Below are 23,696 nucleotides of genomic sequence, written 5' to 3'. Positions count from 1 at the left end.
CGCTCCCTATTGTTGCGTTAACTCCGCCAGCAGCGGCCAGCGCTTAATTGCCGCCGCCAGTTGCTCTCGCTGAGAGATATCTGTGTAATCTATTTCAGGTATCGAAAAAGCTTTGCTTAGCGCCAGAAAATCATTCTGGAAGGCATACACAAGTTTACCCTCCTGAACATCATCAGTTTCATTCTCGGACATTACCCCTACCATCCTCAGGCAAATCATTGTTATCAACAATTAAAGACAAAGATGCAGAAAATGCAGTGTGATTTACAATACTAAAGCGGGTGAGATTTATTTTTAAGGGTAGATTTATTTCTCAACGTGCGCTAGTAAATTGACATGTATACTAAATTTATACCCAGGTGAAAGTCATGGAACCCATATTCTCGCTTGGCATTACATCTTTGTGGGACGAATTAAGCCACATGCCGACCGGCGGAGTCTGGTGGCTGGATGTGGGGCGCAGAGATGACGCCATCGCCCTGATTAATCAAACCATTTCAAAGCAAAAAGAGCAGGATAACATTGCGGTTATTACGATGGGAGAAAAGCCCAAAAAGATAATAAAACTGGACGCACTTCACGGCCCCAAAAAAATTGATCTTTTTTCCATGCCAAATTCTTATAATGGTCTAAACTGCATGCCCCAGGATTTAATGTGTAGCGTTAATCCGAAAAATTATTTATTTATCCTGTTGAGTTCAGATAATGTCTGGGAAAATATACCCAGCGCCTCTTTGCTTCGCTGGATTCATTCTATTGGGCGATGGACAAGGCGCCACAATTGCAGCCTGCTGTTTGTGAATGTTGGAAATAACATCGACAAACAGTTTTCGTTATTAATTAACGAACACCGCAGCCTGTCCGGCCTTGCCAGCCTGCGGGCGCAAACGGACATTCACCGCTATGACGTTGCCTTCTGGTGCAACGAAAAAGGGGTGACCGCCGATCAACAGCTCGATGTCCAGTGGCATAAGCAAAGCTGGCAGGTGGTGGAAAACGTTGAAAATACGCCTCAGCCCCGCAGCGATGAAAAGCGGGTGATGAGCCATATTGCCGTGCTGGAAGGCGCACCCGCCCTGTCCGAAAACTGGCAGCTGTTTGAAAATAACGAGCAGCTGTTTGAAGCGGCGAGAAGCGCCCAGGCGGCGACAATTATTTTTTCCCTGACGCAAAACAGCCAAATAAACAGCATTGCCCGGCAAATCCACGCCCTGCGCCGCCAGCGAGGTAGCGCGCTGAAGCTTATCGTACGTGAAAATCATGCCAGCCTGCGCGCCACGGACGAACGCCTGATGCTCGGCTGCGGGGCTACGCTTATCATTCCGTGGAACGCGCCGCTCTCCCGCTGCCTGACGATGATAGAAAGCATTCAGGGCGTTAAATTTACCCGCCACGTACCGGAAGAAATTGGCGTGCTCATCGACCAGATGCAGCCGTTAAAACTGCGCGGCTACCAGCCCTGGGAAACGTTCTGCAACGGCATAGCGGCATTGATGAATAACTCGCTGCTGCCCCAGGACGGTAAGGGCGTAATGGTTGCTCTGCGCCCGGTACCGGGGCTACGCGTTGAACAGGCGCTTACGCTGTGCCGCCCAAACCGCATGGGCGATATCGTCACGCTCGGCGAAAACCGGCTGGTGCTGTTCCTTTCGTTCTGCCGTATTAACGATCTCGATACCGCCCTGAACCATATCTTCCCGCTGCCGGTTAACGATATCTTCACCAACCGCATGGTGTGGTACGAAGACGGCCAGATAGCCGCGGAGGTGTTACAGATGCAGGCCATGCGCCCGGAAAAATGGGCTAAACCTCTTGCCGCAACCCTCAACCAAAATGCCGTGCCTCAGGTAAGCCGCGAGGGCCACGGCTGGCGCCGCCAGCCCACCGCAATCACCCTGCTTGATGATACCGCCGGGGAGCAAACATCACGATGAATATCACCGACATCATTCAGCTGGTTGTGCTTTGCGCGATTATCTTTATCCCGCTGGGCTACACCGCCCACCGCTGGCTTCCCCGGCTGAGCAATTCAGTACGGTTAATGTTTCTAAAACCACGCTACGTCAAACCGGCCGGAACGCTGCGCCGGGCTTCAGTCAAGGCAGACCACCAACATGACTAATCACGCTCAAACGGCAAAACCGCTCGCATCTTTCCGGCAATACTGGCGCGGACTGGGCGGCTGGAACTACTACTTTCTGCTGAAATTTGGGCTGCTGTGGACCGGCTATCTCAATTTTCACCCGCTGGCGAACCTGGTCTTTCTCGCCTTTTTACTGTTCCCGCTGCCGCCGATTAACCTCCACAAGCTGCGTAACTGGATAGCGCTGCCCATCGGTATCGGGCTGTTCTGGCACGATACCTGGCTGCCCGGCCCCGACAGCATTATTAGCCAGGGGTCGCAGGTCGCCGGTTTTAGCTTTGCCTATCTCGTTGACCTGGTTACCCGGTTTATTAACTGGCAGATGATAGGTGCCGCCTTTGTGCTGCTGGTTGCCTGGCTTTTTGTCTCACAATGGCTGCGCGTGACGGTATTTGTGGTCGCAATTCTGGTTTGGCTTAACCTGTTAACCGTGGCCGGGCCAGCTATCTCCCTGCTGCCTTCCGCCGCACAAACTACCGCTTCGGTTAATACCGGCGCACCGGCAGCTTCCGGTGCGGCTCCGGCTCCGGTGCCCGGCGACATTCCGGCACAGACCGCCCCTCCCACCAGCGATAACATTACCGCCTGGCTGAACAGTTTTTATGCCGGCGAAGCCAAACGGCAGACCAAATTCCCGGACGCGCTGCCCGCGGACGCTCAGCCTTTTGAGCTGCTGATAATCAATATCTGCTCGCTTTCATGGTCGGACATTGAAGCGGTCGGCCTGGATTCACACCCGCTGTGGAAACACTTCGATATTCTGTTCAAAAACTTTAACTCGGCCACCTCCTACAGCGGCCCGGCGGCTATTCGCCTGCTGCGTGCCAGCTGCGGCCAGTCTTCTCATAAAGGGCTTTACGAGCCTGCCGGTAATCAGTGCTATCTGTTTGATGATCTTGCCCGTCTGGGCTTTAAACAGCAGCTGATAATGGATCATAACGGCGTGTTCGGTGATTTCCTGAAAGAAGTCCGTGAGTACGGCGGCGTTCAGGTTCCGCTGATGGACCAGGGCGGGCTGCCGAGCGGGCTGCTCGCCTTCGATGGCTCACAAATTTATGACGACACCGCGGTGCTACATCGTTGGTTGCAGGGCGAACAGAACGACGGCGCTAACCCGCGTACCGCCACCTTCTATAATCTGGTGCCGCTGCACGACGGCAACCATTATCCGGGCAATAGCAAAACCGCCGACTATAAAGCCAGGGCGCAAAAGCTGTTTGACGAGCTGGACTCGTTCCTGACCGAGCTTGAAAAGTCGGACCGCAAAGTGATGGTAGTGATTGTGCCAGAGCACGGCGCGGCGCTGAAAGGCGATAAAATGCAGGTCTCCGGCCTGCGTGACATCCCGAGCCCGGACATCACCCACGTTCCGGCAGGCGTGAAATTTGTTGGGATGAAGGCTCCGCATCAGGGAGAGGCTATCGAAATCAGCCAGCCGACCAGTTATCTGGCCATTTCGGAGCTGGTTTCCCGTTCGGTTGACGGCAAAAATTTCGTGGCAGACCAGGTGGACTGGAATGCGTTAACCGGCAACCTGCCGCAAACCGCACCGGTCTCTGAAAACGCCACGGCGGTGGTGCTGAAATACCAGGATAAGCCGTATGTTCGGCTCAGCGGCGGCGACTGGGTGCCTTATCCGCAGTAATTTTTACGCGACTTTATCATCAACAAAACCGGCACTCTGTTGCCGGTTTTTTTATCAGCTTATAGCTGCATCTCCAGAAAATAAATGCGATTTAGCACAATAGGTTGCGAGCCAGGTTCCTGAATTAAAAACAAAGACTGTGATCGGAAGTCGAGAAGGAATAGAGTGTTTACGGCGACGCATTGTACTCAAAGCTGTACAATATCTGTATAGATTATATACTGGTAGAAATATTGTACATCCCGGGGGTTTCCGTGCGCACAATCACCTACAGTAAAGCTCGGCAGGAGCTGGCAGATACCATGCAAAATGCAATAGACGATCGGGCACCAGTCCTGATCACCCGACAGAATGGAGGCAACTGCGTGCTACTTAGTGAAGAGCAATATAACTCTCTGGAGGAGACGGCTTATCTGATGCGTTCTCCGGCCAACGCCGCGCGTCTGAATCAGGCCATAGAAGATATCAATAACGATCGGTATACAGAACGAGACCTTATCGAATGATCCTCTGCTGGCACCGTCAGGCCTGGGAGGACTATCTCTGGTTTCAGGCCAGCGATAAAAGAAGGGTGAAGCGCATTAACGATCTCATTAAAGATATCAAACGAACGCCGTTTCAGGGCCTGGGCAAACCTGAGCCGCTGAAATTTAACTGGGCAGGTTTCTGGTCACGCCGCGTAGATGAAGAGCATCGGCTGGTTTATACCGTTAAAGAAGATCGCCTGATTATCGTAGCCTGCCGCTACCACTACTAAAAATACCAGCAGGGTAGCGGCTTCCGGCGGCGGGTTTGCTGTTGCCAGGCCCACCGTCTGATTCAATTTACCCCAAAGGGCTAAGAGTGATTTCTACCCGGCGGTTCTGCGCTTTGCCTTCGGCAGTGCTGTTGCTGGCGATAGGGTTCGCCGGGCCAGCGCCGGAAGTGCGAACGCGGCTGGCGTCCACGCCCTGGGTAATCAACGCGCTGCCGACCCCGTCAGCACGCTGCTGAGAAAGACGCATGTTCAGCTCGTTGCTGCCGGTGCTGTCGGTATAGCCCACGACGTTTACCGCCGTTTTCGGATACTCTTTCAGCACCATCGCAACGCCGGTCAGGGTATTCGCGCCTGCGGGCTTCAGCGTCGCGCTGCTGCTGTCGAAGGTAACGTTGTTCGGCATATTCAGCACGATATTGTCGCCGTTACGGGTCACGCTGACGCCGGTTCCGCGCATTTTGTCGCGCAGTTTCGCCTCCTGCACATCCATGTAATAACCCACGCCGCCGCCCAGTGCCGCACCGGCCGCCGCGCCAATAAGAGCGCCTTTGCCGCGATCTTTTTTCGACGAAGAGAGCACGCCGACTCCCGCACCCACCAGCGAACCAATCCCTGCTCCGATGCCGGATTTGCCCGCCTGGCTTTCGCCGGTGTAAGGGTTAGTGGTGCAGCCTGAAACCACTAAGGTGCCGCAAACCACGGCAGCCATAATCATGACGCGTTTTTTCATCTTCTTTCCTTCAATCCTTATGAATCCTTGGCCGTATACGATATCGGCGATTGATTATGACGGCGGATCGTGTAGAAAATTCCGGGAAGTATTCTGATAGTTGTAAATAATATGCGTGGGCGCAGCCCACCACCTGCAAACGCGGAGCCCAAATTGGCAAACTCATCTTCTTCACGCAAACAGATCCTCACCGCCGCGCACTGGGGGCCGATGCTGGTTGAAACCGACGGCAAGCGGGTTTATAGCTCGCGCGGAGCGCTGGAAACCGGCCACCTCAACTCGTTACAAACGGCTGTTCCGGACCAGGTACACAGCAAAGCGCGAGTGGCGTTTCCGATGGCGCGAAAAGGATTTTTGGCCTCCCCCGATAGCCCACAGGGCATTCGAGGAAAGGACGAGTATGTGCGCATCAGCTGGGATGAGGCCCTTGAGCTTATCCACCGGCAGCATAAACGCATCAGGGAGAGCTACGGCCCGGCGGCGATTTTTGCCGGTTCCTATGGCTGGCGCTCCAACGGCGTGTTGCATAAAGCCTCCACCCTGCTTCAGCGCTACATGAGCCTGGCGGGCGGCTACACCGGGCACTCAGGCGACTACTCTACCGGCGCCGCGCAGGTGATCATGCCCTATGTCGTCGGCTCCAGTGAGGTTTACCAGCAGCAGACCAGCTGGCCGCTGCTGCTTGAGAACAGCGAAGTTGTGGTGCTGTGGAGCGCTAATCCGCTAAATACATTAAAAATTGCATGGAACGCCAGCGACGAGCAGGGCGTGAAGTTTTTTGAGCAGCTCAAAAACAGCGGAAAAACCATTATTGCCATCGACCCGATGCGCTCCGAAACCGTGGATTTTTTTGGCGAGCATGCTGACTGGATTGCGCCGCATATGGGCACCGACGTGGCGCTGATGCTTGGCATCGCCCATACTCTCGTCGCGCTTAATAAGCACGATACTGAGTTTCTGCAACGCTGCACCACCGGCTACGACAAGTTTGAAGCCTATCTGCTTGGCACCCGCGACGGCATGCCGAAAAGCGCGGCCTGGGCGGCAGATATATGCGGCATTCCGGCAGAGAAAATCGAGAAACTGGCGACGCTGTTCAGCGGCCAGCGCACCATGCTGATGGCGGGCTGGGGCATGCAGCGCCAGCAGTACGGCGAGCAGAAACACTGGATGCTGGTGACGCTGGCGGCGATGCTGGGCCAGATAGGCACGCCGGGCGGCGGGTTCGGCCTCTCCTACCACTTTGCTAACGGCGGCAACCCAACCCGCAGCGCGGCGGTTCTCGGTTCGCTGCAAGGCTCTCTGGCCGGGGGAACCGACGCGGTAGATAAAATACCGGTGGCGCGCATTGTCGAGGCGCTGGAGAATCCGGGTGGCGTTTATCAGCACAACGGTCGGCAGTACACCTTCCCGGATATTCGCATGCTGTGGTGGGCGGGCGGCAGCAACTTTACTCATCATCAGGACACTAATCGCCTGTCTGCCTCATGGCAAAAGCCTGAGTTTATCGTCATCTCCGAATGCTTCTGGACGGCGGCAGCTAAGCACGCCGATATCGTGCTGCCGGTAACCACCTCGTTTGAACGCAACGACATGACGATGACCGGAGATTACAGCAACCAGCATCTGGTGCCGATGAAGCAGGTTGTTGCGGCCCAGGGCGAAGCACGTAACGATTTCGATATTTTCGCAGAACTGAGCGAAATATGGGAAGCGGGCGGAAAACTGCGCTTTAACGAAGGTAAAAGCGAACTTGAATGGCTGGAAAGCTTTTATGAGATAGCTCGCCAGCGGGGAGCCGCACAGCACATTACGCTGCCAGCATTCAGTGAATTCTGGGAAGCTAACCAGCTGATAGAAATGCCGGAAAATGCGAAAAATGCAGAATTTATTCGCTTCGCCGCCTTCCGGGAAGATCCTCAGGCGAACCCGCTGAAAACGCCGAGCGGTAAAATTGAGATCTATTCCGAGCGCATAGCAAGCTTTGGCTATGAGGATTGTCCTCCGCATCCGAGCTGGCTGGCCCCTGATGAGTGGCAGGGCAACGCCGAGTCCGGCCAGCTTCAGCTGCTCTCCTCGCATCCGGCTCACCGCCTGCACAGCCAGCTCAACTACGCCGCTCTGCGTGACCAGTACACCATTGCCGGACGAGAACCCATCACGCTGCACCCGGATGACGCAAAAGCGCGCGGCATCGCTCAGGGTGACTTAGTTCGCGTCTGGAACGCCCGTGGGCAGGTATTGGTTGGTGCTCATATTACGGATGGCATCAGGCCCGGAGTGGTTTGTATTCATCAGGGCGCGTGGCCAGACCTCGACGAAAATCAGCTGTGTAAAAACGGAGCCGTTAACGTGCTGACGATGGATATCCCGTCTTCGCGCCTCGCGAACGGCTGTGCGGCAAATAATTCGCTGGTCTGGGCAGAGAAGTTTACCGGCCAGCCGCCGGTTGTTACGGCTTTTGATGGATATCCTGGATAAAACCGAATAATACAAGTACAACACTTAAAAAATAGTAATTTAAAATCAGTAGCCATTGTTGCCCGACGAACTGCCGGGCAACAATGATTAAGCCGCCTATGAATATATAATATTTTATTTATCATGGTTTTTTATCAGAAAAATCATCCACATTTTTAACGTCAAAATAAAATCAAAAAACCTTTTTTTAATAGCAACATCAATTACATTCATAATAAAAATGTTTCTTCACAAAACGAAAGGAAAGAAACATGCCACATATCAACTCAACAACCCTCCCTTCCCCTATCTATAAGGCAGCATCGTTATTTGATAAACCCCTGCCAAAAGAACAACCAGAAAAAGATATTTGGTTTGATGCTCAAGACCAGATTGAAATAGACGAAACATGGTTTGATACCAGTGATATATATTACGAAGAAACTGCAAATCTTCGTGTTCCATTCACTGAAGACTGTAGGCGAAGTATTCAGCGACTTCTCCATACCATGGGTGAATATAGCGAAAGTAGAATAATTTCGGAGTGCCTTTCAAAAATTCTTCCAGAAGCCCCTACAAATATTATTATGGCGGCTAAAAGTATTTATACCGCTGTTACTCAGAGAACGAATATTGATACCGCCTCCTTGCAAACGCTGCTTGTTGCTTCATCGCATCTTCCTGACAATATCAACGTCTTTTCTCATCTGGCCGCGGTTGTGCGGGACACCATTAAAGACTGGGCTGAGGATACTTGCCTGCGCCCATATCTGGAAGGTGAAGCAGATAATACCTATGCCAACCTGTGGACTGCCCTGGCGGTTACTGCCATTGCTGCAAGATACTGGATGGCAGACAGAGGCGGGCCAGAACGTGCAATTCTGAAGGTTCCGACTTTTATCGCGAATCTTTTCATTCGCGCCAACTATTACTGGAATGCTCTCGGGAGAATGGCAGGCAATCACTCCTCGCCCCCCCTGGAACCACAAAGAAATACTGAACAACGGCAACAGGAATCAGCTTTTGAAGTGGATACTCAAGTGGAGATGACTCAAAACACAAGCGACAAACGTGGTTTTCTCAGCACGCTGTCTAAACCACAAATGACCGCTTTTATGTCGAACTCAACCATTACCCCAGAACTTTTGACACGGGCAACGGTACAAAATAGAGCAACACCATACTCAGGAGACAACCAACTCTTTTCCGTACCTGAAAAAGCACATGCGCTGGTGGTAGAACAACTCAGGCACAAAAATGGACTATCAGACCTGCAATACTGTGCGACTCGCCATACTGAAAGCCGCCAGCAGGGAAATGAGAAAATCATTACCAACACCCATCTCAATACACAATGCGATGCTACACCCTATCCTGCCCACTTTGAGCAGGGTAAAAACTCTTTGCCGCCCCCCCGTCCCGCCGACGGCCAGCTTTCAACATACGGCCACTCATTTGCAACAGAGAAAACATTAATTTCTTCCTCCTCTGAAAAGACAGGTCTCTCTGATGAGATTAATCATAGCGCCAGCACCTCACTATTAACGTCACTTGCAAATGCACTACATGAAACCGGTAATTTTTTATCTCATTATGATCCGTTGATATTCCCAGGAGCAACCGCCCTACCCATGGAAAGTATGAGCGGATCCAGAACTGATGATGAAATAAAGATAAAAAACAGACATCATCCTCTTTCTCCTGACACAAAAAATGCAAATAGAAAAATTATTCATTTACTGAAAGCAGAGGGATTCCTTGCCCCAAAAAAATTAACAAAAGAAAAACTTCTTACTGCTGCTACTGAATATTTATTTTCTCAACACGAAGCTACATATGACTACAATAAAAAGATTGAGTTATTTGCCAAAAAAATCCTGACGGCTGGTGGGATGTGGGGCGGGGATAAAGAAGAGAAAATCTCCACGGCACAGGCCGAAAAAGTCATTCGCCACTGGGTATTCAATAATGTTCTGGGTATGTCACCGGAGGAATATATTGAGGACAAGATGAAAACGGCAGATTATCATTACACCGTTAGAGATGTTAATCATTTATTATCCATGGACTACCTGGTTGAGAAAAAATATTTTCATTTAAAACATCCACTTTCACATAGACGATATTTATTGGATATTATGTGGAAGCATTTTCTGGAACAAGAAATACCATTTCTTAGCTTTCGAAAAAAATCGGTGCTTGATTTAAACCTACGAGATAAAAATTTCGCCAATCTCTATACGGGGTCATCTTTTTTGCAATCTGTGGGTGTTGAAAAATACTCATCAGAAGAGGCAATGATTATAGGAGAAAACATATGGAACTCTGCTATTAATGAGGAAATTACAGAAAACTTTCAGCTCTATAAAACACCCGCCAGATTTTTTGCATTATCAAATGCAGTTGAAAATTTAAAAGAAGAAGAGAGTGATATTGCTACAGATATAAGCAACTATATTCAATACAGAAAAGGGACCGATGAATTACTACAGGATATAAATAAAAAATACAACACTTATATGTCAGAAACCCACGCATGGCTCAGTAAAGGGAAACTAGCAGATAAGATAATAGACCAATGCGCTCCTTTTATTGCCCCCATACCTGACCAGTCAATGCCTATCAACGTCCCCGGTTATAACAATATACGCGTATCATACGACGCGAAAAAAATTGCTAAAGAACGCTATTTAGATGACCGAGGAAAACCCTGTGACATCGCACCAGAAAACCTGAGTGATGAATATAAAAGACAAACTGCCAGAGTAGCTGATAGTTTTCGTGAATTAGATAAATACATTATCCTTTCTGCAATTAGTTCATTATCTAATGATGAAGTTGAATTTATAAACTCACCCGATTCAATAATACGACCAGCGGATTCTTATGTGCAACTTATGCAACCCGGATCATTCATTGCCACAAAAAAATATTCATAGAAAACACAGATCTTTTTTCCGTAAAGCTCGGCAATCAGGAGCGAATTTATGCCTTAAAAGCAGAAGTTAATGATGGAAATGGCTATACAATTTCCCGGGTTGATCGCGATCTTAGACTGTATTTCACTAGCAAAATTCTGGGTGATGGATTGAATGACTACAACCCCACCTGGCAAAAAATAGAAGATAGTAAAGATATTTATAATTTTGATGTATATACAACTGGCCCTGCATTAAAAGGGAGTGGCAGCAATTTAGATATACTTGTAAATTTACTGAGCCAAAAACATAGAGAACATTTATATAGTTCACTCTATGAAATTGGACATACATTATCTAACAAACAGACATTATGGAATACTATTAAGCATTTAATCCCTTTTTATGACTGCATTGAAGGGATTATTAATAATGACCCGGAAAAAGCCGTTCCTGCCTGCCTCCTTGATGCGGTTGCATTTATCCCTGCCCTGGGGGCAGCAGCGAGCCTGAGCGGAAGATTCGGCACCGGGCTGGCGCGGGGCCTGCTCGGTAGAAAAACGCTGTCCCGTCTTCCCTGGGGGGCTTATCTGCCTTCACAAGGTGAAATACGTCATATTGCGGTCAGTGCTCTCTATGCTCTTGACCCGGGTTTTGGGGTGATAACATCTATTAGTAATAAATTTGCCAGTAAGATTGTCAGCAGGCTGGCTGCTAATAAAAAAACGGCTAACCTGGCAGAAAACATCCTTTCATCGAATGCACTCGATAAGCTTCCACAGGGATCATCTGCCGAATCATTAGTGGCAACATTACCGGAGAGAAAAGTATCTGTACCTGTAACTGCTGTAGGAATACAAGACAGTAACACGGTATATGTACGCCACAACCCGGCAACCGGAGAGCTTTTCGGGAAGAGGTATATAATAAATAGTGCTGGTGAACTTATCCCCGCGGTAATCAATGCAGATCATATTAGATACTTTAAAAAAGAAATCACAGGCATTACAAACTGGCATGTTTTTGATTCCAAAAATATATTAAAAGAGAAAATAATTCCCCATGAATCTGGTTTCCATACCAGTCTTGATGCACAAGGAAAAAAAACAGGCAAACTATTTTTAATTCAAGAGCAGGGCTGGGTTCCTGTCACTGAGATTAGCAAGGGAAGGTACTATATTGCAGGCGAAGGTAATAGCCGTGTCATTATTGAGAAAAAAAATAATACATTTGAGGTAGCTGAACACTTACCGGTGAACAAGCCGATAGCGAATGAGTATTTGGACAGTACATGGTGCCCGTTACCATCAGCAGGCAGAAGAAGGCTCATGATGAATGATTGGCTGGAATGTGTTCAGCCTCCGGAACTGGCAGAAAATACTGTATCTTATAGATACAACGTATTATTACCAACTGACACCAAAAACAGAGATTTTGACGTTATATTCCGTGGTGTTTACAATACGGACATGTTGACAAGATTAAATGCAATAAATACCATCACGGATACTTTATTTTTTGAAAATCGCAATATTTATTTGATTCAAGATCCGGTTGACGCAACGAAATATGAGAAAGCATTTTCAGATAAAAATATAGAAATGAATCCTGATGAAACACATTTCACCGATACATCTGACGCTAATTTAGCCAATACACCCATTCTGACTAAGAACGAAAAACTCGCGGTAAGGCGCTGGACAGCTGTAGATGAGGAGTTACCTGATTTATTTAGTGATGGTATGGCAGACACAACAAAACTCGGCCTGAAACCGTTGAATTACGATCTCAATCGCAAACTAGCTTATTATCAAAAGCTTACAGATGACGAACGGAATATGGTCAGGCTCTTTGATTCCGCCCTAAACAAAATCCCATCTCAGAAGGGGGAGTTTATCAGGATAGCAGAATATCCCAACCGGAATACTCCCTGGGATAGTCAAATAAAGCCAGGCGATACAGTCACTAACTATCCTTGTTATATGAGCACATCGGCTGACCAAAACTATATCCTGGGATCGGTCCCTGATGAAAATACCAATGCGATAATAATATATAGGTTCGAAAACACATTCTCTTCAAAACCTTTACTCAGGGGTGCGGCATCGTTGGTTGATGAGCAAGAATCATTATTCAGGAGAAACTCATTTTTTAAAGTAAAGCAAATTGCAATTTCTGAGGAAGTCCCAGGGGGGGGCGACACAGCAGGCGTTACTAAAAGAATAGTTGTAACCCTTGATGAAATCGCCGCTCCACAATCCGGGTTAGCTAAAAATATACACACCGGAGAAACAGTAAATACTCATCAGTAATTACCGGTTTTGACCCGCCTGCCAGCCCATAATCCAGGTAGGGTGCTGCGTTTCTTCCTGCCACGCGCTTTCCTCGATGTGAAAGCCGTGGCGGTGGTAGAAATGCACCGCCTTCCGGTTTTTCTGGTACACCTCAAGGCTTAAAGCCGGATATTCGGCTTTAGCCTGCTCAAGCAGCGCGCCGCCAATCCCTTGCCCGCAGCAGGACGGGGCGACAAACAGCGCGCCGATAAACTGCTTCTCCATGACGCTGATAAACCCCACCAGCCTTTCCTGTTGCAGGTAAACCCAGGTTTTTGACTGCGGAATATAAACATTGCGTACCAGGTTTTCGCTCTCACGCCAGTAACTTTCGGCGATAAAGGGGTGCCCGGCGATTGTGCTCTCGAGCCACAGCGCCATCAGAACATCCATTTCCGATAACTCAAAACGGCGGATCATCAGCCGTGGTCCGGATGACAGAAGCAGCCGGTAACGTGATCGTTTACCAGCCCACAGGCCTGCATAAAGGAGTAGCAGATAGTCGAGCCTACGAATTTAAAGCCGCGTTTTTTTAGCGCTTTAGATAAAGCATCCGACGCTGGGGTAAAGGCCGGGATTTCGCTCAGCGTGGCGGCATGCCTCACCTGAGGAGTATTGTGGACAAACGACCAGACGAATTCGGGGAATTTTTCGCCGTTTGCTTCCATCGCCAGAAACGCTTTGGCGTTATTAATGATGGCTTCAATTTTCCCCCGATGCCGGATAATGCCCGCATCCTGCATCAGCTCTTCAATCTCTTCCGGCTGAATAAGCGCAACGGCATAGGGATCAAAGTCTCTAAAACGGCGGCGATAATTCTCGCGTTTTTTCAGCACGGTAATCCAGGAAAGCCCGGCCTGCTGGCCTTCGAGACAGATCATCTCGAACAGCTTTTGCCCGTCGGTTACCGGCACGCCCCACTCTTTGTCGTGATACTCAAGATACAGCGGATCCTGAGTCACCCAGCCACAACGTTCCATATTCTGCTCCCTGATTATTTTTCCGCATCGGCGAACAAATCTAGTACCAGGACAATAGCGAATCCCGCAAGATTCACAACCTTGATCGAATCAAAGTAAGGCTCTTTCCCGGCGACATTTTTGCAAACTGTTAACCACATCTCATTTATGATTTAACATTTAATATACAGCAAATACGCACCATACAACGATAGTAGGCACTAACAAACGAAAAGTAAAAACCGCTTTCAAGGTCATTCATACCCTCAGGGATGCATTTCATTCCGTTCTCCACGCATTTCATGCCGTTTTCTCCTGGAATAAACTGCACTTCGCTATCGTAGGCGGCAGATAACTTCCCTTAGATTCGCAGGACATCTGCCATGAATACTGCCACCTACAACCGTACACGCTGGTTAACTCTTATCGGCACCATCATTACCCAGTTCGCTCTGGGTTCCGTTTATACCTGGAGCCTGTTCAACAGCGCGCTGTCCGACAAGCTCAACGCCCCTATCAGCCAGGTCGCTTTCTCCTTCGGCCTGCTGAGCCTTGGTCTTGCCATCTCTTCCTCCGTAGCGGGCAAGCTGCAGGACCGCTTCGGGGTTCGCAAAGTGACGATGGCGGCGGGCGTGCTGCTTGGCGCGGGGCTGTTTTTCACCGCTCACGCAAACAACCTGATGATGTTGTGGCTAACCGCTGGCGTGCTGGTCGGTCTGGCGGACGGCGCGGGTTACCTGTTAACGCTTTCCAACTGCGTGAAGTGGTTCCCCGAGCGTAAAGGCCTGATTTCTGCCTTCTCCATCGGCGCTTACGGCCTCGGTAGCCTGGGCTTCAAATATATTGATACTCACCTGATGGCGGCCTACGGCCTGGAAAACACCTTCATGATTTGGGGTGGCCTGGCAATGGTGATGGTGCTGTTCGGCGCCACCATGATGAAAGATGCTCCGCTCCAGGAAACCAAAACCGCTGGCGGCGTGGCAAAAGCAGACTTCACCCTCGCCGAATCTATGCGTCAACCACAATACTGGATGCTGGCGCTGATGTTCCTGACCGCCTGCATGAGCGGCCTGTACGTTATCGGCGTAGCAAAAGATATCGCTCAGGGAATGGTACACCTGGATGCCCTGTCCGCCGCCAACGCGGTAACCGTTATCTCTATCGCGAACCTCAGCGGTCGCCTGGTGCTCGGTATCCTGTCAGACAAAATCGCCCGCATTCGCGTTATTACTATCGGCCAGGTAATTTCTCTGGTGGGTATGGCAGCCCTGCTGTTCGCCCCGCTCAACGAAGCAACCTTCTTCGCGGCCATCGCCTGCGTTGCCTTTAACTTCGGCGGCACCATCACCGTATACCCTTCTCTGGTGAGCGAATTCTTCGGCCTGAACAACCTGACTAAAAACTACGGTGTGATTTACCTGGGCTTCGGTATCGGCAGCATCTGCGGCTCTATTATCGCTTCGCTGTTCGGCGGCTTCTATGTGACCTTCTGCGTCATCTTCGCCCTGCTGATTTTGTCCCTGGCTATCTCCACCACAATTCGCCAGCCGGTTCGCGCCATGATGAAACATCGCCATGCACATGCCTGATACCCTCTAAGTATTCAGACTGCCCAAAACCGCCACATGATAAAGTGCCCAACAAATGGGGTTCACTTCATCGAGGGCGGTTTTTTTATTGCGGCTTTCCCGGTCACATGCATACGGCACAAAGTAGTCCTTTCACAAACAGAAGCACAACCAGCCTCATTCAATAGCAGTATTCAATACGATTTTTCTGGTTGAAGTTGTAGTATGCCGGACTGCGTTTGTTACCCAGAAAAATAATACATCCCACAGGATAATATGAGCATGATGAAACCAGGCTCCGGCCGAAAAGCTCGTTGGACATACCTTTATGTCGCGCTGCTGCTCATTGCGGCCCTTATCATTGTCGCAGGTAATTCACCGCGTGATGTCTACCCGCTGGTTATAGCGGCATGTGCCTTTATTTTCTGCGGCGGGCTGCTTTATTTAGTCTCTGCCAGAGCCGCATTCGCCATCGCCACCAGCAGCCTGCTGGTCATCCTGCTGCAATTTTTAAACCAGCTTAAGGTTCACTATTACAAAGATCAGCTGCTGTTCCCTGATATCTTTATGATGGCCGACCCTTCCAACGCCGGCACGCTGCTGCACTATCCGTCCGCCGGTGTAGCCGTGGTGGCCATGCTAGCACTGCTTATATTAACGCTCGTCGTCAGCTGGCGCGTTGCGCCGCGCCGCGCCGGTTTGGCCGCACCGCTGGTCGCCGTTGGCATCATGCTGGGCAGCGCCGCGCTTTTAAGCCACAGCGTGCTGCGCAATCAGCATGACTGGTCAACCAAGCTACCGGGCGGCACCGGCGTGCTGTCCAACCTGGCGATGTCGGGAATACAGACGATTTATGACTCCCCAACCTTCCCTGAAGAACCAGCTCAGGAATTTATCACCCGTGCCGCAGCGCTCAATAAAGCTCAGCCAACGCCAAACGGCGTGCGCCCCGACATCGTTCTGCTATTGCAGGAGTCCACGGTTGACCCACGTCTTTACAAGGTGCCGACCCCGGGTGTGCTGCCGCATCTCGCTATGTTCGACCAGGACAGCAAGGTAAAAGCCCATTCTCTGATGCGCGTACAAACTTTCGGCGGCGGTACCTGGCTGTCTGAATTTGCGGCGCTCACCGGCCTGCGTAGCGATGATTTTGGCGCGATGAAAAACGCGGTGTTTTATTCCGTCATCGACCACGTCAACGACAGTCTGTTTAAACAGATGAAAGATAACGGTTATTACACCGTAGTCCTGACGCCATTCAATAAATCGGCCTACAACGCTGGCCACGCCTATAGCATGATGGGCGTGGATAAAATTATTCAGCCTCAGGAGCTGGGCTACCCTGGTGATATCTCGGAAAACCTTTGGCACATCAGCACTGGCGATGTTCTGAGCTACGTCAAAAAGCTCCTCGGCAGCCAGACCGACAAACCAATTTTTGTCTACGCCCTGACCATGTATGAGCACGGCCCTTACGATGCCTCTCATCACGATGATTACCAGCTGGCATCGGTGGTGAAAAATGAAGGTTCGGCGGGTAAATTCAGCCACTACGTGGAAAAAATCAAAAACTCCGACATCGCGCTCAAGGACTTCTTCCAGTTCATTGACCAGCGTAAGCGGCCTACGATGTTCATGTATTTTGGTGACCACCAGCCCGCTATCGACTGGGCTAACGGCTATACCTCACCGCTGCCGGACGCCATGCACCTGTCGCAGTTCAGCCTGCGGGACAACTTCAATCTTCCGCCGGTTTCGGACCTGGGCCAGGTCACCGACATCGCATTCCTGGGTGGGATATTGCTCGAGCAGGCGCAGCTGAAAGTGTCTCCGTTCTACCAGGCCAATATCGACATGCGCCACTTATGCAAGGGCGAACTCAATGATTGCCAGGACACCGCGCTGTTTAACAGCTACAGAAACTACATTTACGACAAGCTGCATGCCGCCTCGAAAGAGTGAGTCATTCCGGCCACTTAGCTGAATAAAAACCTCGCCCGAAAGGCGGGGTTTTTCACTTTTCGCACCAAAGAGACTTTATCCGGGTGACCGCCACGCAATCGGGCATTACAATCCCCCACCGTTCTAATTTGAGCCAGCGCCAGGAATTATCCCCTAATCGCAACTAATTCGGCTTCATTGAGAACTCCCCACCCGCCCTACGGTCTGAATAGCGCTTATATGTCTATATCGCCAGGATAACCTGCATGAATTACTTTAAAACAATGTCCCACCAGAAGTTGTGTTTGCTGCTGGCGGTATACATTGGTTGGTTTTTGAATATCTCTGTTTTCTACCAGCGCTTTGATAGCCGCGCACAAGTTTTCATTGCCTGGAAAGGAATAGCCGCGGCGGCAGAAGTGCTGGCCTGCCTGCTGGTCACCTTTTTCCTGTTCCGCCTCCTTTCGCTGTTCGGACGTTCCGCGTGGCGGATTCTGGCTTCGTTTGTGGTGCTGTGCTCGGTGGCCGCCGGCTATTACATGACGTTCTTTAACGTGGTGGTGGGCTACGGCATTATCGCCTCGGTGATGACCACCGATATCGATCTTTCTAAAGAAGTCGTAGGCTATCACTTCGCCATCTGGATGGTGCTGGTCAGCGCCATACCGCTGCTCCTTATCTGGATGAATCAATCCCGCGATACGCTAATTCAGCAGCTATTAACCCCCGGCCAGCGGATAAAAAATATCGCTATCGTGCTGCTTTCCGCCCTGCTGGTCTGGGCGCCTCTGCGTTTTTTAGGCGAGGTACAGTCCGACGATGAACAAGGCTCGACCACCGATATGGCCAGCTATGGCGGCGTGGTAGCAAGCTCCTATTTACCCTCTAACTGGGTCTCGGCCCTCGGTTTGTTCGCCTGGGCGCGCGCGGACGAGTCCAGCGGCAATACCTCGTTGCTGAATCCGGCAAAGAAGTTTACCTATGTTGCTCCGCAGGGCATCGATGATACCTACATGGTGTTTATTATCGGGGAAACCACGCGCTGGGATCACATGGGGATACTCGGCTACGAACGTGACACGACGCCGAAACTTTCAAAAGAGAAAAACCTTGTCGCGTTCCGCGGCGAGTCCTGCGACACCGCCACCAAACTTTCGCTGCGCTGCATGTTTGTGCGTGAGGGCGGTACGGCGGATAACCCACAGCGAACCCTGAAAGAGCAAAACGTCTTTGCGGTTCTCAAGCAGCTTGGTTTCAGCTCGGAGCTGTTCGCGATGCAGAGTGAAATCTGGTTCTACAAAAATGCCATGCCGGACAGCTTCTCCTTCCGCGAGCAAATTGCCGCCGAACCGCTTAATCGCGGCAAAACCGTTGATGACATGCTGCTGGTTGAGGAGATGAAGCAGTCGGTCGACGAGAACCCGGAAGGTAAACACCTGGTGATTCTTCACACCAAAGGCTCCCACTTCTCCTACGCGCAGCGCTACCCGCGCAGCTTCGCCAAATGGACGCCGGAGTGCATCAGTCTTGATAAAGGCTGCTCAAAAGAGATGCTGATTAACGCTTTCGATAACTCGGTGCTCTACACCGACACGGTTATCGACAGCGTGATTGATAAGCTGCGAGATAAGAAAGCCATCGTCTTCTATGCGGCAGACCACGGCGAGTCGATTAGCGAGTCCAAACACCTGCACGGCACCCCACGCGAAATGGCGCCGCCGGAGCAGTTCCGCGTGCCGCTGCTGGTCTGGGCGTCGGATAAATATCTGGAAAACCCTGCCTCTGCCGAGTCGTTCAGGCATATGCAGGAACAGGCGAAAATGAAGGTACCGCATCGCCATGTTGAACTGTATGACACCATCCTGGGCTGCCTGGGCTATACCTCGCCGAACGGCGGGATCAACCAGAATAACAACTGGTGTCACGTACCGGAAAAAACTGCGCAATAGGGTTTAAAAAAACCGTGGACGGCGGGAGTCATAACCTGCCGCCATTGCGAATCTGGCAGAATATAAGCCATCGAATTTAGTTATGAAAAAGCGTGGTTTTTTGCGCCATTACTTATGATGGCGGACAGCATTTTTCGCTGTGAGCGATGCAGATCACAAAATAAATCGTGCAACAATTCATCATTTAACACAAAATTTTGCCCATTGTAAGCAATCGATTACCACTAGCGTACGCAAAAGAAGCAGTTTAATATTCTGGTAACAAGCGCGTAGCATAATTTTCTCTGCTGGAAACTGCCCCCGAAGGTTTTTTTAATCTTTGCCCACCGAATCCCACCTTGCTTGTAAATCCCCGTGACCTGTATTGACGTTTCCTTAATCTGTTGACAGATTGTAGGACGAGAGGGGCTATTTACGGACCGTCTGTGCTACCTCCACGCATGACTCGCGAAAGGAACTGCTGACCTCACCATCGCCTCCGGGCACACCGTACCGACCTCACACAAATAACAATGGTCAGACGGTTACAAAACACAACACGACACATAATTGGAGCAGAATAATGAGTATTTCCTTGAAGAAGTCAGGGATGCTGAAATTTGGTCTGAGCCTGGTTGCCATGACCGTTGCAGCAAGCGTACAAGCCAAAACCCTGGTTTATTGTTCAGAAGGTTCCCCGGAAGGGTTTAACCCGCAGCTGTTCACCTCCGGCACCACTTACGATGCCAGCTCCGTACCGATCTATAACCGTCTGGTCGAGTTCAAAACCGGCACCACCGAAATCATTCCGGGCCTTGCTGAAAAGTGGGACGTTAGCGCGGACGGCAAAACCTATACCTTCCACCTGCGCAAAGGCGTGAAGTGGCAGGATAATAAAGACTTCAAACCGACTCGTGATTTCAACGCCGACGACGTAGTGTTCTCTTTCGATCGTCAGAAAAACAAAGACAACCCGTACCACAAAGTTTCTGGCGGCAGCTATGAATACTTCGAAGGCATGGGCCTGCCTGACCTGATTACTGAAATCAAGAAAGTGGACGACAACACCGTTCAGTTCGTTCTGGCTCGCCCGGAAGCGCCATTCCTTGCGGATATGGCCATGGACTTCGCCTCTATTCTTTCTAAAGAATATGCGGACAACATGATGAAAGCCGGCACCCCGGAAAAAACCGACCTGAACCCAATCGGCACCGGTCCATTCCAGCTGCTGCAATACCAGAAAGACTCCCGCATTCTGTATAAAGCGTTCCCTGGCTTCTGGGGCACCAAACCACAGATCGATCGCCTGGTGTTCTCCATCACCCCGGATGCTTCCGTACGTTACGCCAAGCTGCAGAAAAACGAATGTCAGGTAATGCCGTTCCCTAACCCGGCCGACATCGCCCGCATGAAAGAAGACAAAAACATCAATCTGATGGAACAGGCTGGCCTGAACGTGGGTTACCTCTCCTTCAACACCGAGAAGAAGCCGTTTGACGACGTAAAAGTTCGCCAGGCGCTGACTTACGCGGTGAACAAAGAAGCGATCATCAAAGCGGTTTACCAGGGCGCGGGCACCGCGGCTAAAAACCTGATCCCACCAACTATGTGGGGCTACAACGATGACGTGAAAGACTACACCTACGATCCTGAGAAAGCGAAAGCGCTGCTGAAAGAAGCGGGCCAGGATAAAGGCTTCACCGTTGAGCTGTGGGCAATGCCGGTACAGCGTCCTTACAACCCGAACGCTCGCCGTATGGCCGAGATGATTCAGGCTGACTGGGCGAAAATCGGCGTTCAGGCCAAGATTGTGACCTACGAGTGGGGCGAATATCTGAAGCGTGCTAAAGCCGGTGAACACCAGGCCGTAATGATGGGCTGGACCGGCGATAATGGGGACCCGGATAACTTCTTCGCGACCCTGTTCAGCTGCGCGGCAGCCAAAGATGGCTCTAACTACTCCCGCTGGTGCTACAAGCCGTTTGAAGACCTGATTCAGCCGGCTCGCGCAACCGACGACCACAACAAGCGTATTGAACTGTACAAACAGGCTCAGGTTGTGATGCATGACCAGGCTCCGGCGCTGATCATCGCTCACTCCACCGTGTTCGAGCCGGTGCGTAAAGAAGTTAAAGGCTACGTGGTCGATCCGTTGGGCAAACACCACTTCGAGAACGTGTCCGTCGAATAATAAGTAGAGATCCCCCCTCTCCCTTGAGGGAGAGGGCCGGGGTGAGGGTGTTTTAATTTCCCCCTCACCCTAACCCTCTCCCCTCAGGGGAGAGGGAATTTATATTCATTATTTGTGAGCAATACAGACGAAGCGTCACCAGGCGCGCCGTCACTACAGAGAATCCGGGATATGCTGCAGTTCATCCTCCGAAGACTGGGGTTAGTCATCCCCACGTTTATAGGTATTACCCTACTCACCTTCGCTTTCGTTCATATGATCCCCGGTGACCCGGTGATGATCATGGCCGGAGAGCGCGGTATTTCTCCTGAGCGCCATGCCCAGCTGCTGGCTGAGCTTGGCCTCGACAAACCTATGTGGCAGCAATACCTCCATTACATATGGGGCGTAATGCATGGCGACCTGGGGATTTCATTAAAGAGCCGCCTTCCGGTATGGGACGAATTTGTTCCGCGCTTTAAAGCGACGCTGGAACTCGGCATCTGCGCGATGATGTTCGCCGTTGCGGTAGGCATCCCGGTGGGCGTACTCGCCGCCGTGAAGCGGGGTTCTATCTTCGACCATACCGCCGTTGGCATCGCGCTGACCGGCTACTCAATGCCGATTTTCTGGTGGGGCATGATGCTTATCATGCTGGTCTCCGTTCACTGGAACCTGACGCCGGTTTCCGGGCGAGTCAGCGATACGGTGTTCCTCGACGACTCCCTGCCTCTGACAGGTTTTGCGCTGATAGACACCGCAATCTGGGGCCAGCAGGGCGACTTTATTGACGCCGTTGCCCATATGATCCTGCCCGCTGTCGTGCTTGGCACTATCCCGCTGGCGGTTATCGTGCGTATGACCCGTTCTTCGATGCTGGAAGTGCTGGGCGAAGACTATATCCGTACCGCTCGCGCCAAGGGCTTAACCCGCATGCGCGTCATCGTGGTTCACGCTCTGCGCAACGCCATGCTGCCGGTTGTTACCGTTATCGGCCTGCAGGTCGGTACGCTGCTGGCGGGCGCAATCCTGACCGAAACCATCTTCTCCTGGCCGGGTCTGGGTCGCTGGCTGATTGATGCCTTGCAGCGCCGTGACTATCCGGTGGTTCAGGGCGGCGTGCTGCTGGTAGCGACGATGATTATCCTCGTCAACCTGCTGGTAGACCTGCTGTACGGCGTGGTGAACCCGCGTATACGCCATAAGAAATAAGGGGCCATCATGACGCCATCTACTGAAAATATAAGCACTGAAAACAAAGTGCAGGCAGCACCCAAGCCGATGACCCCTTTCCAGGAGTTCTGGCACTACTTTAAACGCAATAAAGGCGCGGTGATCGGCCTGGTGTACGTCGCCGTGATGATCTTCATCGCCGTGTTCGCCAACTTTATCGCTCCCCACGCGCCTGCCGAGCAGTTCCGCGACGCGCTGCTGCACCCGCCGGTCTGGCAGGAAGGCGGCAGCTGGAGCTACATCCTTGGCACCGATGACGTTGGCCGCGATGTGCTTTCCCGTCTGATGTACGGCGCACGCCTGTCGCTGCTGGTTGGCTGCCTGGTGGTGGTGCTCTCGCTGGTGATGGGCATCGTACTTGGCCTGGTCGCCGGTTACTTTGGCGGCGTAGTTGATAACATCATCATGCGCGTTGTCGACATCATGCTGGCCCTGCCAAGCCTGCTGCTGGCGCTGGTACTGGTAGCTATCTTTGGCCCGTCTATCGGTAACGCCGCGCTGGCGCTGACCTTTGTTGCGCTGCCGCACTATGTTCGCCTGACTCGCGCCGCCGTACTGGTAGAAGTAAACCGTGACTACGTGACCGCATCCCGCGTGGCGGGTGCAGGCGCAATGCGCCAGATGTTTGTGAATATCTTCCCGAACACCCTTGCGCCGCTGATTGTTCAGGCGTCGCTTGGTTTCTCGAACGCCATTCTCGATATGGCCGCCCTTGGCTTCCTCGGCATGGGTGCGCAGCCGCCAACACCGGAGTGGGGCACCATGCTCGCCGACGTGTTGCAGTTCGCGCAGAGTGCCTGGTGGGTTGTGACCTTCCCTGGGGTTGCGATTCTGCTGACGGTACTGGCATTTAACCTGATGGGTGACGGTCTGCGTGACGCGCTCGATCCCAAACTGAAGCAGTAAGA

General features: G+C 51.3%; 18 protein-coding genes. 14 read left to right on the top strand and 4 right to left on the bottom strand.

Going from position 1 to position 23,696, the window contains the following annotated elements; translation table 11 throughout:
- Nucleotides 1-6 precede the first annotated feature (6 nt).
- On the bottom strand, nt 7-192 hold the full coding sequence (bcsR, locus tag ACG1VR_RS23465; protein WP_039898950.1) for a cellulose biosynthesis protein BcsR: 186 nt from the start codon (nt 190-192) through the stop codon (nt 7-9).
- A 176-nt stretch (nt 193-368) separates the two neighbouring features.
- Here bcsR and bcsE point away from each other — a divergent pair, with 176 nt between their 5' ends.
- From bcsE to ACG1VR_RS23440, 5 genes are all read left to right on the top strand, one after another.
- Complete coding sequence (gene bcsE / locus ACG1VR_RS23460) at nt 369-1,934, top strand: cellulose biosynthesis protein BcsE (RefSeq protein ID WP_395489895.1); 1,566 nt, start codon at nt 369-371, stop codon at nt 1,932-1,934.
- Nucleotides 1,931-2,122, top strand: coding sequence for a cellulose biosynthesis protein BcsF (gene bcsF / locus ACG1VR_RS23455; RefSeq protein ID WP_244878537.1), 192 nt, complete (start codon nt 1,931-1,933; stop codon nt 2,120-2,122). The genes bcsE and bcsF overlap by 4 nt, the downstream gene beginning before the upstream one ends.
- Nucleotides 2,115-3,788 carry a cellulose biosynthesis protein BcsG gene (gene bcsG / locus ACG1VR_RS23450; protein ID WP_395489894.1) on the top strand — a complete coding sequence of 558 codons (1,674 nt, stop codon included), beginning with the start codon at nt 2,115-2,117 and terminating at the stop codon, nt 3,786-3,788. The genes bcsF and bcsG overlap by 8 nt, the downstream gene beginning before the upstream one ends.
- 254 nt (nt 3,789-4,042) lie before the next feature.
- On the top strand, nt 4,043-4,294 hold the full coding sequence (yefM, locus tag ACG1VR_RS23445) for a YoeB-YefM toxin-antitoxin system antitoxin YefM (RefSeq protein ID WP_039899469.1): 252 nt from the start codon (nt 4,043-4,045) through the stop codon (nt 4,292-4,294).
- Nucleotides 4,291-4,545 carry a Txe/YoeB family addiction module toxin gene (locus tag ACG1VR_RS23440; RefSeq protein WP_016538736.1) on the top strand — a complete coding sequence of 85 codons (255 nt, stop codon included), beginning with the start codon at nt 4,291-4,293 and terminating at the stop codon, nt 4,543-4,545. The genes yefM and ACG1VR_RS23440 overlap by 4 nt, the downstream gene beginning before the upstream one ends.
- A 67-nt stretch (nt 4,546-4,612) precedes the next feature.
- Here the strand turns inward: ACG1VR_RS23440 and ACG1VR_RS23435 are convergent, their stop codons facing one another.
- Nucleotides 4,613-5,275, bottom strand: a complete 663-nt coding sequence (locus tag ACG1VR_RS23435; RefSeq protein WP_395489893.1) for an OmpA family lipoprotein — start codon at nt 5,273-5,275, stop codon at nt 4,613-4,615.
- A gap of 111 nt (nt 5,276-5,386) precedes the next feature.
- Here ACG1VR_RS23435 and ACG1VR_RS23430 point away from each other — a divergent pair, with 111 nt between their 5' ends.
- The 3 genes from ACG1VR_RS23430 to ACG1VR_RS23420 all read left to right on the top strand — a co-directional run bounded on the left by ACG1VR_RS23430 (nt 5,387) and on the right by ACG1VR_RS23420 (nt 12,965).
- Nucleotides 5,387-7,756, top strand: coding sequence for a molybdopterin guanine dinucleotide-containing S/N-oxide reductase (locus ACG1VR_RS23430; RefSeq protein WP_395489892.1), 2,370 nt, complete (start codon nt 5,387-5,389; stop codon nt 7,754-7,756).
- 251 nt (nt 7,757-8,007) lie between these two features.
- On the top strand, nt 8,008-10,674 hold the full coding sequence (locus tag ACG1VR_RS23425; RefSeq protein WP_395489891.1) for a hypothetical protein: 2,667 nt from the start codon (nt 8,008-8,010) through the stop codon (nt 10,672-10,674).
- Between the two features lie 149 nt (nt 10,675-10,823).
- Nucleotides 10,824-12,965 (top strand): hypothetical protein, encoded by a 2,142-nt coding sequence (locus tag ACG1VR_RS23420; protein ID WP_395489890.1) that lies wholly within the window; start codon nt 10,824-10,826, stop codon nt 12,963-12,965.
- Here ACG1VR_RS23420 and ACG1VR_RS23415 read toward each other — a convergent pair whose 3' ends face one another.
- Both ACG1VR_RS23415 and tag read right to left on the bottom strand, forming a co-directional pair.
- The gene (locus tag ACG1VR_RS23415; protein ID WP_395489889.1) at nt 12,966-13,406 is read right to left on the bottom strand and encodes an N-acetyltransferase; all 441 of its coding nucleotides are present in this window, start codon (nt 13,404-13,406) and stop codon (nt 12,966-12,968) included. It lies immediately after the preceding gene.
- Nucleotides 13,406-13,966: a DNA-3-methyladenine glycosylase I gene (gene tag, locus ACG1VR_RS23410; RefSeq protein WP_395489888.1), complete on the bottom strand. Its 561-nt coding sequence runs from the start codon at nt 13,964-13,966 to the stop codon at nt 13,406-13,408. Before tag ends, ACG1VR_RS23415 begins: the two co-directional genes overlap by 1 nt.
- Nucleotides 13,967-14,328: 362 nt before the next feature.
- Between tag and ACG1VR_RS23405 the strand changes: the two genes are divergently transcribed.
- The 6 genes from ACG1VR_RS23405 to dppC all read left to right on the top strand — a co-directional run bounded on the left by ACG1VR_RS23405 (nt 14,329) and on the right by dppC (nt 23,694).
- Complete coding sequence (locus ACG1VR_RS23405) at nt 14,329-15,537, top strand: MFS transporter (protein WP_016538744.1); 1,209 nt, start codon at nt 14,329-14,331, stop codon at nt 15,535-15,537.
- 255 nt (nt 15,538-15,792) lie between these two features.
- Complete coding sequence (locus tag ACG1VR_RS23400; protein ID WP_395489887.1) at nt 15,793-17,478, top strand: LTA synthase family protein; 1,686 nt, start codon at nt 15,793-15,795, stop codon at nt 17,476-17,478.
- 245 nt (nt 17,479-17,723) lie between these two features.
- Entirely contained in the window at nt 17,724-19,406 is a 1,683-nt protein-coding gene (gene eptB / locus ACG1VR_RS23395) for a kdo(2)-lipid A phosphoethanolamine 7''-transferase (protein WP_016538746.1), read from the top strand.
- Between the two features lie 562 nt (nt 19,407-19,968).
- Complete coding sequence (gene dppA, locus ACG1VR_RS23390; RefSeq protein ID WP_016538747.1) at nt 19,969-21,576, top strand: dipeptide ABC transporter periplasmic-binding protein DppA; 1,608 nt, start codon at nt 19,969-19,971, stop codon at nt 21,574-21,576.
- Between the two features lie 171 nt (nt 21,577-21,747).
- Nucleotides 21,748-22,767, top strand: coding sequence for a dipeptide ABC transporter permease DppB (dppB, locus tag ACG1VR_RS23385; RefSeq protein ID WP_016538748.1), 1,020 nt, complete (start codon nt 21,748-21,750; stop codon nt 22,765-22,767).
- A gap of 9 nt (nt 22,768-22,776) precedes the next feature.
- Nucleotides 22,777-23,694 carry a dipeptide ABC transporter permease DppC gene (dppC, locus tag ACG1VR_RS23380; RefSeq protein ID WP_016538749.1) on the top strand — a complete coding sequence of 306 codons (918 nt, stop codon included), beginning with the start codon at nt 22,777-22,779 and terminating at the stop codon, nt 23,692-23,694.
- Nucleotides 23,695-23,696 lie beyond the last annotated feature (2 nt).

The sequence above is a fragment of the Cedecea davisae genome (genome assembly GCF_044095835.1).
Taxonomy (GTDB): domain Bacteria; phylum Pseudomonadota; class Gammaproteobacteria; order Enterobacterales; family Enterobacteriaceae; genus Cedecea; species Cedecea davisae.
Note: the sequence above shows the minus strand (reverse complement) of the source record. Positions and strands in the feature narration are given on the sequence as shown.